Source organism: Oceanobacillus neutriphilus, assembly GCF_014645515.1.
GTDB classification, from domain to species: Bacteria; Bacillota; Bacilli; order Bacillales; family Amphibacillaceae; genus Oceanobacillus; species Oceanobacillus neutriphilus.
Genome location: NZ_BMLW01000005.1, coordinates 176,046 through 192,802 on the forward strand (window position 1 = coordinate 176,046; position 16,757 = coordinate 192,802).

Annotated in this window: 15 protein-coding genes and 3 riboswitches; of the genes, 1 reads left to right on the forward strand and 14 read right to left on the reverse strand. The window is 38.5% G+C overall.

The window, feature by feature from the left end:
* Nucleotides 1-98: 98 nt before the first annotated feature.
* The 13 genes from IEX29_RS09900 to IEX29_RS09955 form a co-directional block, all read right to left on the reverse strand.
* On the reverse strand, nucleotides 99-2,207 hold the full coding sequence (locus IEX29_RS09900; protein ID WP_188734294.1) for a CocE/NonD family hydrolase: 2,109 nt from the start codon (nucleotides 2,205-2,207) through the stop codon (nucleotides 99-101).
* Nucleotides 2,208-2,217: 10 nt separating this feature from the next.
* Complete coding sequence (locus IEX29_RS09905) at nucleotides 2,218-3,387, reverse strand: DUF819 family protein (RefSeq protein WP_188734295.1); 1,170 nt, start codon at nucleotides 3,385-3,387, stop codon at nucleotides 2,218-2,220.
* A 157-nt stretch (nucleotides 3,388-3,544) separates the two neighbouring features.
* Nucleotides 3,545-4,609 carry a mandelate racemase/muconate lactonizing enzyme family protein gene (locus IEX29_RS09910; RefSeq protein ID WP_188734296.1) on the reverse strand — a complete coding sequence of 355 codons (1,065 nt, stop codon included), beginning with the start codon at nucleotides 4,607-4,609 and terminating at the stop codon, nucleotides 3,545-3,547.
* A 337-nt stretch (nucleotides 4,610-4,946) separates the two neighbouring features.
* Nucleotides 4,947-5,441 (reverse strand): LysM peptidoglycan-binding domain-containing protein, encoded by a 495-nt coding sequence (locus IEX29_RS09915; RefSeq protein WP_188734297.1) that lies wholly within the window; start codon nucleotides 5,439-5,441, stop codon nucleotides 4,947-4,949.
* Between the two features lie 608 nt (nucleotides 5,442-6,049).
* The gene (locus tag IEX29_RS09920; protein WP_188734298.1) at nucleotides 6,050-6,370 is read right to left on the reverse strand and encodes an antibiotic biosynthesis monooxygenase; all 321 of its coding nucleotides are present in this window, start codon (nucleotides 6,368-6,370) and stop codon (nucleotides 6,050-6,052) included.
* Nucleotides 6,371-6,555: 185 nt separating this feature from the next.
* A complete protein-coding gene (locus tag IEX29_RS09925) occupies nucleotides 6,556-7,557 on the reverse strand; it encodes an ABC transporter substrate-binding protein (RefSeq protein ID WP_188734299.1) in 1,002 nt (333 codons plus the stop codon).
* A 1-nt stretch (nucleotide 7,558) separates the two neighbouring features.
* On the reverse strand, nucleotides 7,559-8,299 hold the full coding sequence (locus IEX29_RS09930; protein WP_188734300.1) for an ABC transporter permease: 741 nt from the start codon (nucleotides 8,297-8,299) through the stop codon (nucleotides 7,559-7,561).
* 3 nt (nucleotides 8,300-8,302) lie between these two features.
* Nucleotides 8,303-9,076, reverse strand: a complete 774-nt coding sequence (locus IEX29_RS09935; RefSeq protein WP_188734301.1) for an ABC transporter ATP-binding protein — start codon at nucleotides 9,074-9,076, stop codon at nucleotides 8,303-8,305.
* 138 nt (nucleotides 9,077-9,214) lie between these two features.
* A riboswitch (TPP riboswitch) is annotated at nucleotides 9,215-9,324 on the reverse strand.
* Between the two features lie 105 nt (nucleotides 9,325-9,429).
* Nucleotides 9,430-9,529: riboswitch (TPP riboswitch) on the reverse strand.
* Between the two features lie 127 nt (nucleotides 9,530-9,656).
* Nucleotides 9,657-11,378, reverse strand: a complete 1,722-nt coding sequence (locus tag IEX29_RS09940) for a SulP family inorganic anion transporter (protein WP_188734302.1) — start codon at nucleotides 11,376-11,378, stop codon at nucleotides 9,657-9,659.
* A 257-nt stretch (nucleotides 11,379-11,635) separates the two neighbouring features.
* A riboswitch (TPP riboswitch) is annotated at nucleotides 11,636-11,738 on the reverse strand.
* Between the two features lie 63 nt (nucleotides 11,739-11,801).
* Nucleotides 11,802-11,990, reverse strand: coding sequence for a hypothetical protein (locus IEX29_RS26640; RefSeq protein ID WP_229720159.1), 189 nt, complete (start codon nucleotides 11,988-11,990; stop codon nucleotides 11,802-11,804).
* Nucleotides 11,991-12,020: 30 nt separating this feature from the next.
* Nucleotides 12,021-12,341 (reverse strand): DUF1697 domain-containing protein, encoded by a 321-nt coding sequence (locus IEX29_RS09945; protein WP_188734303.1) that lies wholly within the window; start codon nucleotides 12,339-12,341, stop codon nucleotides 12,021-12,023.
* Nucleotides 12,342-12,425: 84 nt separating this feature from the next.
* Nucleotides 12,426-12,842, reverse strand: coding sequence for an ester cyclase (locus IEX29_RS09950; RefSeq protein WP_188734304.1), 417 nt, complete (start codon nucleotides 12,840-12,842; stop codon nucleotides 12,426-12,428).
* Nucleotides 12,843-13,147: 305 nt separating this feature from the next.
* Nucleotides 13,148-13,546, reverse strand: coding sequence for a VOC family protein (locus IEX29_RS09955; protein ID WP_188734305.1), 399 nt, complete (start codon nucleotides 13,544-13,546; stop codon nucleotides 13,148-13,150).
* Between the two features lie 274 nt (nucleotides 13,547-13,820).
* Here IEX29_RS09955 and IEX29_RS09960 point away from each other — a divergent pair, with 274 nt between their 5' ends.
* Nucleotides 13,821-15,209 carry an aminotransferase-like domain-containing protein gene (locus tag IEX29_RS09960; protein WP_188734306.1) on the forward strand — a complete coding sequence of 463 codons (1,389 nt, stop codon included), beginning with the start codon at nucleotides 13,821-13,823 and terminating at the stop codon, nucleotides 15,207-15,209.
* 96 nt (nucleotides 15,210-15,305) lie between these two features.
* On the opposite strand, the gene IEX29_RS09965 is transcribed toward IEX29_RS09960, so the two are convergent.
* On the reverse strand, nucleotides 15,306-16,631 hold the full coding sequence (locus tag IEX29_RS09965; protein ID WP_373290663.1) for an MFS transporter: 1,326 nt from the start codon (nucleotides 16,629-16,631) through the stop codon (nucleotides 15,306-15,308).
* Nucleotides 16,632-16,757 lie beyond the last annotated feature (126 nt).

A 16,757-nucleotide genomic window follows, 5' to 3' on the forward strand; every position in this document is an offset into this window, starting at 1 on the left:
TTCATCTTATTGCGTGTACAAATAAGAACTGGAATCTTGCCGTCTTTGTGATTTTATCTATAAACATGGTAAAGCGAATTAATCATAGTTTCTGCATATCAATAATCTTTTTTCTCTTCAGACAGCACCGGAATTTGAATATAAGAAAGGGTCCCAGGCTTATGATATATCTGCTGTATCGCTTCTATCGTTTTTACATCTGTTGCCGGGTCTTCTCCTGTATTTGTATTAGGAAAAATAAAATTCTCGGCACTCGATGTAATCGTCAAGCGTATCCGGTGCCCTTTCTTAAAGGTATTGGCGATTTTAGAAGTTCGGATCACGTATTTTTCAATCTGGTTCGGCTCTAACAATTCTTCTTTTTCAAATCCATTGCGATAACGGGCGCGAAGCACGCCATCGACGAGTTTCACCGAATTACCTGCTGGATCGACATCTGTTATACGCACCACCCAATCTGTGTCCTTTGCAGAGCTCGAGGCATATAAACATACCCGAATATCTCCTGCAATCGTTAAAGGGCTCTCCAATGACTCCGAATCGTAAACGAGTATATCTTCCCTTTTTTCCACCTCTTTATAATTAGCAGGAACGCCAATTTCGTTCTCTGAAACATCGATTAAGTGGGGAGCAGGATCCATTGGATCATAGATATATTTGTCACTTCCATTGATGACATTCTTATTAAATAATAACGCTCCGTCCCCTGCTGATGTATTTGCATTTCCGTTACTGCTTAAATAGGCATGCTGCCATTGGATATTTTCCGGAGGCCATTGATTGGCAGAAGCCCATTTATTTTCCCCAGTGATATAGTATTCAACAGGAGCAGCGCAATCAATCCCGTTATCGATTCCTTTCAGTTTTCTATCAAACCATTGGAGATAAGAAAAATCAAGGTCATATCGCAGTGCGTTATTTCCCAATGGCACCCCCTGCAAATCTCTGGCAGTATTTGCATTATGCATCCAAGGACCAAGCAAAATCTTTTTATCATGGGGTCCATAGTCAGCGACCGTCTCCAGCGCTTCGGTTGTTCCCATTCCGTTATCATCATACCATCCAGATACAATCAGGGCGGGCACATGAATATTTGCGTGATGCTGATGCCAATCTTGAATTTTCCAAAAAGCATCATTGACAGGATGTGATAACCACTTCTCCCAAAAGTCTACATCTTTTCCTAATGCCTTTTTAGGAATATCCCGCAGCGGACGTATCTTTAATACATCATCCCAGTCAGAGCGCAGCATGTTTTCCGGTTTAAATTCTTTTTCGGACATGGCGAATGCCCATGCAAGCATCCCGGAAATCAACGCTCCGCCTTTTCTTGGGATATCGAGAAATGGACTGCCTGCTGTAACCATACTTACAAGCGCTTTTAAATTCGGATTCCCGCTGGCAGCTGCTGCCCACTGAACATAGCCGCCATAGGAAGCGCCTATCATACCGATATTTCCATTACACCATGATTGTTCCGCAATCCAGTTCAACGTGTCGTCTCCATCTGTCATTTCTGAATACATCGGGATCCATTCTCCTTCTGAATCCTGTCTTCCTCTTGTATCCTGAATAATTAAGGCATAGCCTCTTTGGACAAAATGAGAATGAGACTTAGCGAACAGCTTCTTTCCGTATGGTGTCCGTACAAAAATAGCAGGTAATGGCGATGTGCTATTCTTGGGCAGCCAAACATCGGTAGCCAGCTTGATACCATCACGCATTGGCACCATATAATTCCCGCCATATTCTACAGCGAATGTCGGGGCGGATACACTTCCATTTTTCCAAAGGTTAACCGGAGTATATGCTTCATATCCTTCCTTGACCAGAACGGAGCAGTTTTCCCGGGAAGTACTGATAAACGCAACAGGAGTCTCATCCCTCATGACAATATCTAGTGGAAACTGCTTCTCCCGCTGTACCCAGGTATTGCTCTGGCCTTTTTGATAAATATCTCCCCAGGGCGTGACAGCCTGCTTCTTATCTGTATGAAAAATAGAGGTATATTCTGGCAGATGCTCCAAAATAATAGCAGGGTTTATATGATAGTATCTCTCTAATTCCCCGTTTTTTTCATCTGTTAATTCAATTGCGTTACTCCACTGATTGTTTGTACAGTCTTTTTCCTGATAAACTACTTGTCCTGAATCAAATTGAAATACCATCTCAAGAATTCCTGATCGGTATAGTTGAAAAGTTTCCATCTAACCCCTCCTAAGCACCAATGATAAATTTGATAAGGTAGGCTGTTCCGATTCCAATGTAATTTCCCAGAACTGTACCAATAACTCCTAAAATAATGGCCAGGCTGATAAGTGCCTTCCACTTAGCTGAAGCAGCTACTAATGCTGAGGTCGATCCGTCTGCAATAGAAGCAATAATAGAAATCAAAACATATTGATATTCGATTTTGAATAAGCGGCATATTAATGCGTGAACAATTAATGAACCCAAAACAACAACAAAGCAAAACAGTGCAATCGCCAGGGTTGCTCCAACAAATTCTTTAATGTTCACCATATACCCGATAGTTGTCAGGAAGAATAAAGCCATAAATAAACCTAAATCCATGTTTCCTTTAATTTTTTTTATTGGCTTGAGCTGCGCGACAACGACAGCAAGCGTTGTAATTAATAAAATTCTGGCAGCACTCTGGAATGACTCTGGAGCGTATCCAGACAAAAATGTTGCTATTCCTGTAATGGCAAATGCAATTGCAAAGCTCCAGGCAATATCCTGAATACTCCATTGTTTCTTCTCCAAAAAGGCATCTTCCTGTTCTTTCTCTCCCCCTTCAAGTTCATTTGTTGAGAGAGAATATGGCCATATTTTCTTGAACCATTTTGATCTGGCCGCAATACTTGGAAAAGCAAACATAATAATCAGCGTCGGAACGCCGATAACATAATCAGCAGCGTTTGCTGCTGCAAAGGTTACCGGTGACGCATCTAAACCATAACCAATAGCAGTAAGATTGGAGCTGCCGCCGGTGTAGGTGCCGATAAACATACCTGCTATTTTCCATCCTTCAAAAATTAGCGGCGCAAAGATAATTCCTGCCACTAATGTTACTAATCCTACACTGAGGGCAGCTATTCCCATAGCTATCAGCGGTTTTTTGGAAAGCTTTAGCATCTCCTTAATATCCACACTTAAAAGCATCATCGAAATCGATAACGGAATAGCATATTCTGCTACCACCCCATATACATCCGCTTCAAAAGGAACAATTTTCAGATTAGCCAGGACGACGCTGATAATAATTACAATTAAAGCTGGTCCAAGAAGTTTAAATCCTTTGAAACGTTGTAAATAAAAACCCAATGCTACTGTTATAGCCATAATAGCTAATAAACTAGCTGTATTTGAAAATATTGCATCCATTATTAAATCTCCTTATATGTATATTTCATTTAATTATTATAAGATTACTATGAAGTTACCTCCTAAAACAGGATTTCCTTCTGCGGGATTTTCGTATTATCCCGCAGAGAAAAGCAAAATTAAAACTTTTATACTTCATGCTATAAAAGCCCAATAGTCAGATATTTAATTCTATACCTAAGCCTGGTTTTTCTGATAAAGTTATTATCCCATTATCTATTGTGAATCCATCTGTAATCCCTGTATCCTTCACATAAAGGAAACTGTCCACGTCTACTTTTGTAATATTCTTTTTCGCAGCTGCTAAGCTGGCGCCGGCGGAAATAGCGATCTTGCTTTCCAGCATACAGCCTACCATGCAATGGAATCCCGATGCTTCCGCAATTGCATTGATTTTTAATGCAGGATATAGCCCTGAAGACTTCATTAATTTAATATTTAAAACATCTGCCGCTTCTTGTTTTACAACTTTCGCTGCATCAATAGGAGAATGTACACTTTCATCTGCCATAATGCCGGTGTCTACTTTTCTTCTTACATATGCCATCCCATCAATGTCCCAATACGGCAGAGGTTGTTCAACCGCTTCAATATGATACGCTTCCATTGCCTTTATCGTCTGGACAGCTTCACTTTTCGTCCAGCCCTGATTCGCGTCGATGCGTAAAGGAATCTTACTGCCAACTGCTTCTCTAATCATTCGGATAGCTTCAATATCCTGTCTGGAATCAATTCCTGCTTTAATTTTCAAAATAGTAAACCCTTGCTCTACTCTTTCCTTTGCCTCTGCCGCCATATTTTCCGGCGTATCAATGCCAATCGTCACATCTGTTTCAAGCTGGTTACTGAACCCACCAAGTACTTGATAGAGTGGAGCGTTCATTTTCTTTCCTTTAATATCGTAAAGAGCGATATCAATGGCTGCCTTTGCAGCAGTATTGTTAACAATTTCACTATCCATGATATGATGAATCTTTTCAATATGGAGCGGATTCTCTCCTATCAGATGCTTCGTTAACATTTTTGCTGTTATTAAAGCTGATTCCAATGTTTCTCCCGTCACATAGGTGAAAGGCGATCCTTCTCCAATACCGTATATTCCTTCATCAGTTTCTACCTTCACAAGCAATGTTTCTACATTGTCTATTGTCCCTAAAGCAACTGTCAAAGGTTTAAATAATTCTAATTTCAGTTTTTCTACTTTAATATTTGTTATTTTCATCCGTATAACCCCTTCTCTTTTAATTATCTAATAATTTAGACTTTTCAATTTTACAATTGGTTAAAAAGTCGACAAAATTCGACAAATGTAAATATTTTATAAAAATATGCTACACCTATTTCTGAGAAATATCAACCATACTTAAGTAAAATAATTGGATATTTCTTTCTCATCCGAATTATTAAAGCATTATTTCTGTTTCGTTTCATGCTGAAAAATCAATGTTTCTATCTCTTTTTTAAGGATCTGCCCCATACTAGGAAAAGCCGCCAACCTAAATGCAGTCCATAGGCTGGCAGCTTTCTGTGGTAATAAATATATCATTTCATTCTCAGAGTTAATATGTCCACACTTTAGCTTGAAGTTCTTGTACCCCAAACTCAAGTGCATCATCTAAATCTTCCATGTAAATATCCAAATGACCATTTGTAATGGCGCTTCCCCGATCTTCACACACGTAAGTTTCATCCAGATCCGGGATATGTATTTTCGTCCCAAAAGGAAGAGGTTGCGGGCATGCTATTGTTTTTCCTTCCTCTACCTCTTCACCAGATGCCGTTATACCGTAGGCAGGGTCCCCAGGTTCTTTCCCGGTAGATTCAGGTCCGGCTGTATAAGCTGTCACTGTAAAAGTAGCTCCGGTTTGATCTGGTATTTTTATTGTTTGCCCTGCTTGAATATGAGCAGAATCCGATATGGATGGATTTGCTGCGATAACAGCATTGACATCTACCTGATAATTTTGTGCAATACGATATACATTGTCTCCCGGTTGTACCTCATAATTCTTCTCAGCAGCTGCTGTCCCTGCAAAGAGTACGAATCCAGCCAAAGAAAAAATGATTAAAGAAATATACTTGATAATAACAACTCCCTTTCTATGTAATAACTACTACTTACCCTTCTTTTCAGCTCGTAAACTCGGATTCTATCTATCTGAACATTTTTAATTTAATTGTAAAGAAAATGAAAAAAATGAAATATTATTAAAAAAATAAAGGAAAGAAAAATCTTCCCGGTAACCCGGAAACTTAGATTTTTCTTTCCTTTATTTATTATTTTCCGTATATAAAGTAAGAAATCCATCTGTAAAATTACAGGATTTCTTATGACCTATTACAAAAGAGAAGGAATCTCTATCAAGTCTCTTATATGTTGGTTGGGGGGTAACACAATGAGTGATCTGATTAATCCACAGAATAATTTGATAGAGAAACCCCTTTCTGTAATGATAATGATAATCATTATCATATTAGTTGTCAATACCTAATCGCAATATTATTTATTTTAATAAGCAAATCGATTCGTTCACTAATTGATTCTTGTATGAATGTTTAAGGAAATTTGCATAAATCTGTTTATAAAAATGCCGTCTTCTTAATCATTGAAGACGGCATGCTGTAAATAATTATAGTGTAATAAAGCGGAGATAAAAGGATACTATGCTGGATGATGCTGTACAAAAACTTCAAATGTAGATAATTCAGTCCCAAGGATTGGACTATCTTCTTTTTCTTCTTTATTCTGTGATTCATGAGCTTTTCTTGTTTCCCTGCTTTCTCTCCAAACCTCAAAAGAAGCGTGATCTTCCCATGTTGTGCAAACCTGCAGTTCATCATACTCTTCTGTATTTTCTTTTATAAGAACTTCCATGAATACAAATCCATCAAATGTGTGTACGGCCTTAGCCTTTTGGAATAATGCTGCGACCTCATTTACTTTCCCTTTTTTGACACGTAATGCGTTAACGACTTTAATCATCGTGCACAGCCTCCTATGTTTTAGATAAAAAATCTATATTTATATTCTAATACCACTTCCGCCTGTTTTCCACCTATTCCAGTGTGCCCAAAAAGCTGCATACCACGAGAAACCCTTGCTTGAAGCGCACTTGGCTGATTTTCAACAATACTTTGAACAATCAATACGCAGTTTAATAGAAATTATTATTCAATATTGACAAATATATCGTCAATGTCTGGAATTTCTTTAATCACTCCATATTCTTTTAACCAATTTGCTGTTTCTTCCCATGAAGCTCTGTCCTGTGTACCAAACCCCTGCTCTGATTCCATTTTGGGTAATAAAATCGATAAGCTCTCTGTTTCTATCTCCTTTTCCAGAGGAAAGTTTACTTCATCCTGATAGTCCAGCAGGATTTGCACTGCTTCTTCCTCATTTTCAACCATAAAATCATATCCTTTACGCGCAGCTCTCCAGAATGCTTCTATATTTTCCTGCTCGGCATCCCATGTTTCATCACTGGTTACAGCGACTATTTCGTAAAAATCAGGTACCCCGTAATCTACGGGATTTATAAAATCAATTTCATGGCCTTCACTCTGTAAGACTGGCACTTCATGATTCACATACATGCCGCTCACTGCATCGACCTGTTCGGAAATAAGCGAAGAACCTAATTCAAATTCTACATTTATCATATCTACTTTTTCATAATCTCCGTCGTCATGCTCGACCATTGTTTTAACAATTGCCTCATTTACAGGAATTCCAGGGTAACCTACCTGCCTCCCTTCTAATTCTTTCGGTGAATTTATCGGGTCATCGGAACGGTAAACAATCCGGTTTAACGGCTCACGAACAATAGCAGCCACGGACTTGACTGGAATATCTTCATTTGCTCTTGCTGCGATCACATCAGGCTGGTAATATAATCCAATTGTCACTTTGCCTGAAGCTGCAAGCGTCAGAGGGTCCGTTGGGTTTGCTGGGAATTGAATATCCACATCGATTCCTTCTTCCTCAAAATAACCCATCTCTTCTGCAACGTACAGATAACTATGTACGGCATTCGGATACCAATCAAGCATAATAGAAACGGTATTTGTTTCTTTCTTCTCCGCTTTCGATTCCTCATTGTCACTTCCACAAGCACTTAGAACAACAAAGCTTATTAGAATACTAGCTATAACTGTTAATTTTTTCATATTAAGATCTTCTCCATTTCAATATATATTTTTCTAATAAAACAACGGTAATAAATAATAAAATTCCAATCAAAGAGAGAACAACAATAGGCGCAAAGACACCCGCTCCATTAAATTGTGTCATCATCCGCCGGCTAAAATAACCTAAGCCAGCCTGTGCACCAAGCCACTCTCCAATTGCAGCTCCAATTACACTCATTGGTACCGCTACTTTTAGTCCTGAAAAGAAAGAAGGCAGTGCAGAAGGAACCTCTAACTTGAAAAAAAGCTGTCTTTTAGATGCGCCAAGTGTTTGAAATAACTCCTTCAGCTCTTTACTTGTTGATCGAAAACCATCAAATGTACTCACGGTAATAGGAAAAAAGGTAATGATAATTGTAACGATAACTTTGCTCCAGATAGAATATCCAAACCAAAGTACAAAAATAGGCGCCAGTGCAATAATCGGAATAGTTTGTGATGTAATTAAAATAGGATAAATGGCTTTCTCTAACGTTTCCGATATATTCATGCTGATTGCCAGGATAACGCCAAGTACCAATGAAATCCCGAGTCCGATTGCAATAACAGCAAGGGTAACAGGAAGATGATACAGCAGGAGCTCTGCTTTTAGTTCCCATAGCTTTATGGCAATTTCAGTTGGTGCCGGTAAAATAAATGATGCATGAACAAACCTCGCACCTGCCTCCCATATCATTAAAAATACCGTGATTAAAATAATGGAATAAAGATAATTTTTCATCGATTACACCCTCATTCGAAATTGCTCCAATAAATTATTTTTCAGCTTCATGACTTCTTTTTTATCTGAATCCTGTTGCCTTCTTGGACGTTCCAATGGTACTTCGATCTCTTTTAATGTTGTAAAAGGCGTATCTGTAATGACAAAAATGCGATCAGACAAAAATAATGCTTCTGAAATATCGTGTGTGATAAATAGAATAGTAGATTGCTGCTCTTCCCATTGTTCTAATAGCCATTCCTGCATAAATAACCTGGTCATTGCATCCAGAGCTGAAAAAGGTTCATCCAGCAATAATACGTTAGAACCCGATAAAGTGGCTCTTAGAAAGGAAACGCGCTGGCGCATCCCGCCGGATAATTCATGCGGATATTTATCCTCATATCCTTTTAAACCAAATGCCTCCAGTAAATCGGGAACAGCCCTTCTGCCAAGACGACTTTCTTTGTGCAGCTCTAACGGAAGAGCAGCATTTTGTTGAACTGTCCGCCACGGCATCAGTAAATCCTGTTGCGGCATATACCCAACTTTTCCTGAACGGTCTGTTACTCGTTTTTCATTTAAATAGATAGATCCGCCAGTCTGTTCCTCCAGCCCGACAATAAGACGGAAGATGGTTGATTTTCCTGAGCCACTTGCACCGATAATGCTTACAAATTCACCATCTGCAACCGAGAGATTCATATTTTTTAAAATAGGAATTCCCCCTGCATCATTTTTATAATGGAAATCGACATTTTTAAATTGAAGTGCTAATTTTTGATTTTGTTCTCTCATTCTTCGTTTTCACCCTCTTTTGATAAAAATGTATTATCATGTTCTGGCAGCACTCGTTAATAGATTGAATACGCAAGCCTCCTTCCAATAAAAATACCCCGGACACGAAGCCCAGGGTACACACATTTCCTTATGATAGAAATTACTTTGCATGTTCCCTACGCTGGTCTCAACCAGATCAGGTTCTAAGGGTCTGTATCTTACGGATATTATCTCAACCAGCAACACTGGTCCCCCTACACTCTCATTAAATTGTATCTCTTACTGTTTGAATCTATTGTAAGAGCATTAAAAAAACCCACTCAACAAATATGGATGAATGGGAAATGAATACATAAGCCGATTATTATCTGCATATGCAAGTCTCACTTCCCTACGTCAGTATTAACTAAATCAGGTTCCAAGGGTCAAGTTTCCTTTCTCAGCGATAAAATCGCTCCCCTAGTGATTATAGAAATATGAAATTTTGAATTAATAGATTACCTGGCACTGCAAAACAAATACTTTACACTACGCTGTAAAGAAGAAGTAAATACTTAAGGCTTATTTAAGCATGAATTATTTGAAAATGCAAATCTGTCTATCCAATCTTCTTCATTTCTTTACTCTGTTGAAAAACTTGACAAGCGTTTGTTTCAGCTTTTGAACAAAGTGGACATTTCTTGACATTGATTAAATTCAAACCATAATCTACGGCTTCTTTTGAATCTTTGAAAATATGCTGAGCTCCTAATTTATCATATAAACCTTCAGCTTTTATCATATCTAATATCTCATTATTCAATTCAGCAAGCAGGATTGTACCGCCTTGTTTTTTAAAATCTGTAATCAGTGAGGCAAAGTTAGCTCCTCCTGTCGTATCAATAAAGGAGACATGTTTCATTTTTAAAATAAGTACGGCTGGTTTCCGATTAATAGAATACGTAATCATTGATTGAAAACGGTCAGCAGCACCGAAAAATAATGGTCCATCAATTGTAAAAAAGACAAGCTGTGGGCATTTCGTTTCCAAGCTTTTGCTCCCATTTATTTCTTCTTTTAACTGATCAGGAACGACTTTTTCAATTCCTAATACTTCACTCATCCGTTTCACAAAGGAGAACATAGCCAGCAGCAATCCAATTTGAACGGCAATTGCCAAGTTAACAAAAACAGTTAATAGAAAGGTTACCGCAAGTACCAGTGAGTCACTGGATTTCAGCTTAATAATATGAGTAAATGACTTATATTCGCTCATATTTAAAGCAACACGCATTAATATAGGTGCCATACTTGCGAGTGGAATATGTGAAGCAAAAGGTGCAAGCAGGAGAATAGTAATTAATACAAATGCTCCTTGAAAAATCCCGGAGAAAGGACTCACAGCCCCACTTTTAATATTTGTAGCTGTCCTGGCAATGGCACCTGTTGCCGGAATTCCTCCAAAAAGAGGAGTAACAAGGTTGGCAATACCTTGGCCAACAAGCTCTCTATTGGAGTTATGCTTTTTCCCGGTCATACCATCCGCCACAACTGCAGATAATAAAGACTCAATACCTCCAAGCATGGCAATTACAAAAGCAGGCTGTAAAAGTGTCACTATTTTATTCCAGCTTAATTCAGGAAATTGGAAACTAGGCAGACTTTGTGAAATGCTGCCAAATGCAGTATGGATGGTGTCCACTTTTCCAGGGAAAAATAAGTATGCAACAATCGATGGAACCATTAAGGCAACTAATAATATAGGTGCTCTCGGGAAAAGTTTTGGAACAAAAATAAGAATGAGAACTCCAAGTGCCGCAACGAAGATACTATATAAGTTCAGTGTTGAAAAATTTTGGATAATTTGAATGATATTTTCATGGAAATATTCTTTTTTCTCCATATTTTCCAGACCGAGAAAATTTTCAATTTGCCCGGTAAATATAATGATTGCAATCCCGGCCGTAAAACCAATTGTTACAGAACGGGGAATAAACTTGATAAGTCCTCCCAACTTAAAAACGCCCATCAATATGAGCATTATTCCAGCCATAAATCCTGCAATTAACAAATCTTCGTATCCGAATTCTAAAACAATTGCAAGCAAAATGGGTATAAAAGCTCCCGTAGGGCCGGCAATCTGGTAACGGGAACCACCGAAAAGGGCAACGAGAATCCCTGCAATAATTGTTGTATAAAGCCCATATTCGGGTTTCACTCCAGAAGCAATCGCAAAAGCCATTCCAAGCGGTATTGCTACAATTCCTACTGTGATACCCGCAACCAAATCTCGCTTCAAATCGTTGGCGGTTAACCTATTGAACCGATTATCTTTGAACAATCTAAGTTCAGCTCCTTTTTATACTGTTTTCATCATAAGGCATGTTACTATAATAAGAATAAAAACCTTTCCAATTCAGGAAAGAGTTTATTATTTTGCACGGTAAAAAGCCCTCATTGCTCCCAACTTTCCTTTGTTACAATTCGCATTTCACCAGTAAAATTCATAAAAAAATCCTCCTTCAATCTTTTTCTAAAGACTCATAGAAGGAAATGTCCGCATACTAAAACATACACGCATAAAAACAGCGCATCGTTTATTTGCTTATTCTACTTCCCTCCGCCGGTCCTAACCAGATCAGGTTCTAAGGGTGCTAAATATACATTTATCTCAGCCGTTGCGGCGCCCCCAGTAGAAAATTTTGATTTATTCAATTGACTCTTATGCTAGCAGAACAAATTTTTTAGTCAAGCCTTTGGGCCATTACCATACCTGTCCGGGTTTTACTAGTCGTTCCATCGTACCGAGCGTTCTCGTGGTAGCTTTGCCTCCTGTATTTTTTTCTATTTCAGCAGTCGGATTACCTGGGCTGCTCTTTGGCTTGCGGGTAATTCCTAGCGCTGTAGCAGATATAATTTGAAAAATATCAACATCATCTTTATATTGGTCCACGGCAAATCCATAGAAAACTGTTTTTCTGCTTCAAAAAACGTAAAGGTTTTCCGGTAGGTCCTCATCTCCTTGATTTTGAAATGGGTCACTGTCCAGAATCGTGATCAGTTCTTCAAAGGGTTTTATAAATACAGCATCGCTGTAACGCACTTTTTCTTCAAGAATTATTGCCGCTTTTTCTACGACTTTTTCCGGCTCTTGTGCAAATAGAAGAACTGTACCATTTGTCTGGAACGATTTTACCCGCTTGGCTCCTGAATCTTTCAATACAGTTTCCAATATTTCTCTTGTGGGAGACCCCTTATGGCCAAGATTAAGATTTCGATAAAAAGCTGCATGTAATTGCGACATGAATAACACCTCCAGATTCGACATACTTCGTTTGTAATACCGTATATTTGGAGCATTTGCAGGTAAATTCAAATAAAAATATTGCTAAAATACTTTCAGCTGGTTCATAAAATCTATAACGTCTGAAGAAACCCAATAATCTTTTATTTTATGATTTTCAATAAAGAAAATATCGGTACCATCAAAAGAAACAAGCTTGCCCTTTTCAACTTTTGCGCCTTCCATTTTACCTTTATAAACACCCTTAAAATTCCAGCGCGCCGAGACATAATTTCGATCTTCTATAGGTCCAACTATAAGTGACATTTCTACATCATCAAAATAAACTTTAGCTGATTCCACAACATCTTTCAAAGCAGCAAGCCCCTTTGTGCTTTCTGAATCTTTCCCATCTATTCTGGATTGATGAACGACGCAATCCTCATCTGTAATATCATTAAGAAAAGATACATCCTTGTTCCAGGCCATCATCCAGATTTGATAAATTTCTTTTCCGCTCATAAAAAAGAACACCTTTCTTACTTTTATATAATAGATTTTTGATACTTGTATTTAATTTAACTGACTATTCAGCAGTATTCAAGTTATACTATTAATAATCCACTTTATTAGAAATAAAAAATATCAAATCTTATGTACGGGAAGCTTTATCTATCTGGGTCTTCGTTTAAACATAAACTCCCCTTAAAACAGTTTTTTCGTGTCTGCTCTAAGGGGAGGATTAAAATATCCGTATCAGGCGTTACCTATCTTTATTACTATCCATTTCTTAAATTCAGTCCGGTATCCCACCTTATTTCTTCTATCTATTGCTTCATCCACATCGGTTCCAGCATATTTCCATCAATATCAGATACTTCCAAGCCATACATTTGCTCTTCCGGCACTCCCGTCTCAACACGGTAAGCATCGCCGCCATTTTCCTTCGCTAATCGTCCGAATTCTTTAACGGCTTCTGCGTTTTCCAGGCTGAAACAGATTAAGGCAGCATTTTCTTTCTGTGTATCAGCAATCTTTTTACCTCTAAGAAACTGTTGATAAAAAGAATGCTCTAACAGCATGATATAAAAATTTTCGTCCCAAACCATACAGCTTGCATGAACATCAGAGAAGTCATCGTTCTTCTTAAATCCAAGTTTTTCGTAAAAATCAGTGGCATCTGCTACATTCTTGACTGGAAAGTTAACAAAAATCATTGTACTCATTAAAAAAGCCTCCTTTTTTTAACATTTTACTATAAACGAATTTTAATAGTTTCTTCTCGATTGCTTATATTTAATTATTTTTTTATTCTACAAACCTCCTTTTCACATTCTTCTCTAGCATGTATTCACATCAAGGTAGCCGTATTATTTTTGTCATTTCATCAAAACCTCCTATTGCATAATGAGATGGTATTTGCTGAATTTCAATCCAAATCCCCGGAAACCAAAATAAAATCTGTTGTATAATAGAAGAAATATAAAAAGGATGATTTTTATGACTATTAATTCTTTTGAAGACTATCCAATGACTTGGACGCCATCGATTGATAAAAATAAAAAACCAATTTATCAGGCGCTCGCCAAACAGTTAGAGGACGATATTTTAAACGGCGTCTTACTGCCAGGAACGAAGCTGCCTCCTCAACGGGAGCTGGCTGATTATTTAAATTTAAACTTAAGCACCATATCGAAGGCTTTTAAAATGTGCGGATTAAAAGGCTTGTTAAGTTCATCTGTCGGCAGCGGAACATTTGTAGCGTATGATGCTATGTCAAATGCCTATTTACTGGAGGATACGAAACCGAAGCATTTAATAGAAATGGGAGCTACACTGCCAGATAATGATTCGTATCGATTACTGCAGCTTCAGTTGAAAAACATGGTGCAGGAAAACGATTTTGAAAAATGGTTCGGTTATGGCCGTGCAGGTGACAGCCTTTGGCAAAAAGATGCAGCTGTAAAATTTATAAAAAGAGGCGGCTTTGAAACTACTGTTGATCATATTCTATTTGCAAATGGCGGTCAGAATGCAATTACGGCTACGCTGGCAAGTCTCTATAAATCTGGTGATCGTATTGGCGCTGATTCCCATACTTATCCCGGGTTAAAAACAGTTGCAGCGATGTTTGGGATACAGATTGTACCAATAAAAGCTGAGAATCATGTGATGAGTCCATCTGCCTTTGAGGATGCGTGTAAAAACGAACATATAAAAGGTATCTACTTAGTCCCTGATTATCATAATCCAACAGCTTGCTGTATGCCGGTTGAAACTCGAAAAGAAATCGCAGATATTGCCAAAAAGCATAATAAAATAATTATTGAAGATGCTACATATAATCTTCATCATATTGACCCATTGCCGGCGATTGCATCATTTGCACCTGAGCAGACCATCTATATTGCAAGTTTATCAAAGTCCATTGCCCCGGGATTACGTTTAGCTTATATAGCCGTGCCAAACCAATTCAAGGAGAAGATTTCAAAAGCACTGTATAATTTAAATATATCTGTCTCTTCCTTGCTTGCAGAATTAGCGGCACGCACTATTGTTTCCAATCAGTTCGAAGGTTTAATTAAAGCTCATCGTGCAGAGGCTGTTCGCAGAAATAAAATGGTAGATTACTATCTTGCTGATTATACATGCTTAGGAGCTGAAATAGGAATTTTCCGCTGGCTGCTTTTGCCTGAAGGAATGACAGGCGCCAAATTTGAATTGCTTGCTGCCCATCAAGGGGTGCAGGTATATGCAGCTGAACGTTTTGTGGTAGGAAATAGCTGCCCGGATAGAGCTGTAAGGGTGGCTGTTTGTGCACCAGAAACAATGGAAGAGCTCGAGCGGGGATTAATAATCCTTGAGGGGTTACTAAAAAGTATTCACTGATTTAAATAATTGAAATACGCCTGAATCTATTAACATAACAAGATTCAGGCATTAATTTATTAATAAAAATTACTATTTTTTTAAGTTTTCTATCCTTCATACTGATTTTCTATTAACTTCATCAGGTTTCTGCTGCTTATTAATATCCGCCCATATAATTACAGGGATTAAGAGCAACGAGAGGATAGCTCCGCCTATGGAAAGAAAGGCATAGCTGGAATTTGCCACAATCAGACCGGATATTCCTCCGCCCAGTGCTCCAGATAAAGCAATCCAGACATCCACTGTCCCCTGCGTTTTTGCTCTATTATCTAGGGAAGTAGAATCTACAAGAATCGCTGTTCCACTTATTAAACCGAAATTCCATCCCAGTCCAAGTAAAACTAGTGCCCCGATAAGTGCTGTCATTGAATCTGCAGGTCCAAAAGCTGCTAAAACACCTGAAGCTAGAAGTGTAACAGCAGAGGCTGCTGCCATCGTCCCCCGCCCCACTCTATCAACAAGGCTGCCTGTAATCAGAGATGGAAGATACATCGCCCCAACGTGAAAGCCGATAACCAGCCCGACTGCTTGCAAATCATGACCGTGATGTCCCATATGTATTGGAGTCATTGTCATAATGGCAATCATAACAAACTGAGTCAAAATCATAACTGCAGCTCCTGCCAATATACCACGTTTGTTTTTTGGCAATAATTCAGTATCTTGTTCTGAGTGTATATTATTAGCCCTTCTCTTTGCCCTTAATATTCCTTCGGCTACAAGAAGAGGATCAGGGCGAAGATAAAATAAGAGAACTAATCCTGCAAGTATGTATGCTGCAGCTGCTAAAATAAATGGTCCAGCTAAAGCTGGTATGCCTAAAAGATCCGCGAACCCCCCCATAACTTCTACTAAATTCGGTCCAGCTACAGCACCAAATGTCGTAGAAACCATTGCCATACTCACTGCTTTGGCTCTTTGGTTAGAATTTGCCAAATCTGTCCCGGCATATCGTGCCTGTAAATTGGTAGCTGATCCCGCACCATAAATAAACAGTGAAATAAATAGCAGCACAATACTGCCCATTAATGCGGAAATAACTACCCCAATCGCACCAATTCCTCCAGTTAAAAAACCTGCCGAAAGCCCAAAACGCCTGCCAAAACGCTGAGAAAACCGTCCTACCAGTAATGCAGACCCGGCAGAGCCTAATGTAAATAACGCAGTAGGTACTCCTGTCACACTGTCTGTACCCAGCATATCCTGAGCCAGAAGTGCTCCAACTGTAATTCCTGCTGCGAGTCCTGCTCCTCCGAATATTTGAGACATAATAACGACAATTAATGTTTTCTTATATAACTGTTTTTGTTTTTCCGGAGAATCAATGTAAGGCTGCAGCCAAGATTCGTTATCTCCGGTTTTTATTTCATTTTCTCCCAACACTTTCCCCACCTTTGTCCTAAAACCAGTACTTTTTTAATAACAATCATAATATTTAGATATCTTATCACGAATAAAAAAGCCACACAACATATTAATTGTATGGCGAACAATATTTTTATTTTT

Coding starts and splice junctions, on each gene's coding strand:
- IEX29_RS09900 (WP_188734294.1), bottom strand. CDS start 2,207: ATGGAAACTTTTCAACTATACCGATCAGGAATTCTTGAGATGGTATTT.
- IEX29_RS09905 (WP_188734295.1), bottom strand. CDS start 3,387: ATGGATGCAATATTTTCAAATACAGCTAGTTTATTAGCTATTATGGCT.
- IEX29_RS09910 (WP_188734296.1), bottom strand. CDS start 4,609: ATGAAAATAACAAATATTAAAGTAGAAAAACTGAAATTAGAATTATTT.
- IEX29_RS09920 (WP_188734298.1), bottom strand. CDS start 6,370: ATGATTAAAGTCGTTAACGCATTACGTGTCAAAAAAGGGAAAGTAAAT.
- IEX29_RS09925 (WP_188734299.1), bottom strand. CDS start 7,557: ATGAAAAAATTAACAGTTATAGCTAGTATTCTAATAAGCTTTGTTGTT.
- IEX29_RS09930 (WP_188734300.1), bottom strand. CDS start 8,299: ATGAAAAATTATCTTTATTCCATTATTTTAATCACGGTATTTTTAATG.
- IEX29_RS09935 (WP_188734301.1), bottom strand. CDS start 9,076: ATGAGAGAACAAAATCAAAAATTAGCACTTCAATTTAAAAATGTCGAT.
- IEX29_RS09945 (WP_188734303.1), bottom strand. CDS start 12,341: ATGTCGCAATTACATGCAGCTTTTTATCGAAATCTTAATCTTGGCCAT.
- IEX29_RS09950 (WP_188734304.1), bottom strand. CDS start 12,842: ATGAGCGGAAAAGAAATTTATCAAATCTGGATGATGGCCTGGAACAAG.
- IEX29_RS09955 (WP_188734305.1), bottom strand. CDS start 13,546: ATGAGTACAATGATTTTTGTTAACTTTCCAGTCAAGAATGTAGCAGAT.
- IEX29_RS09960 (WP_188734306.1), top strand. CDS start 13,821: ATGACTATTAATTCTTTTGAAGACTATCCAATGACTTGGACGCCATCG.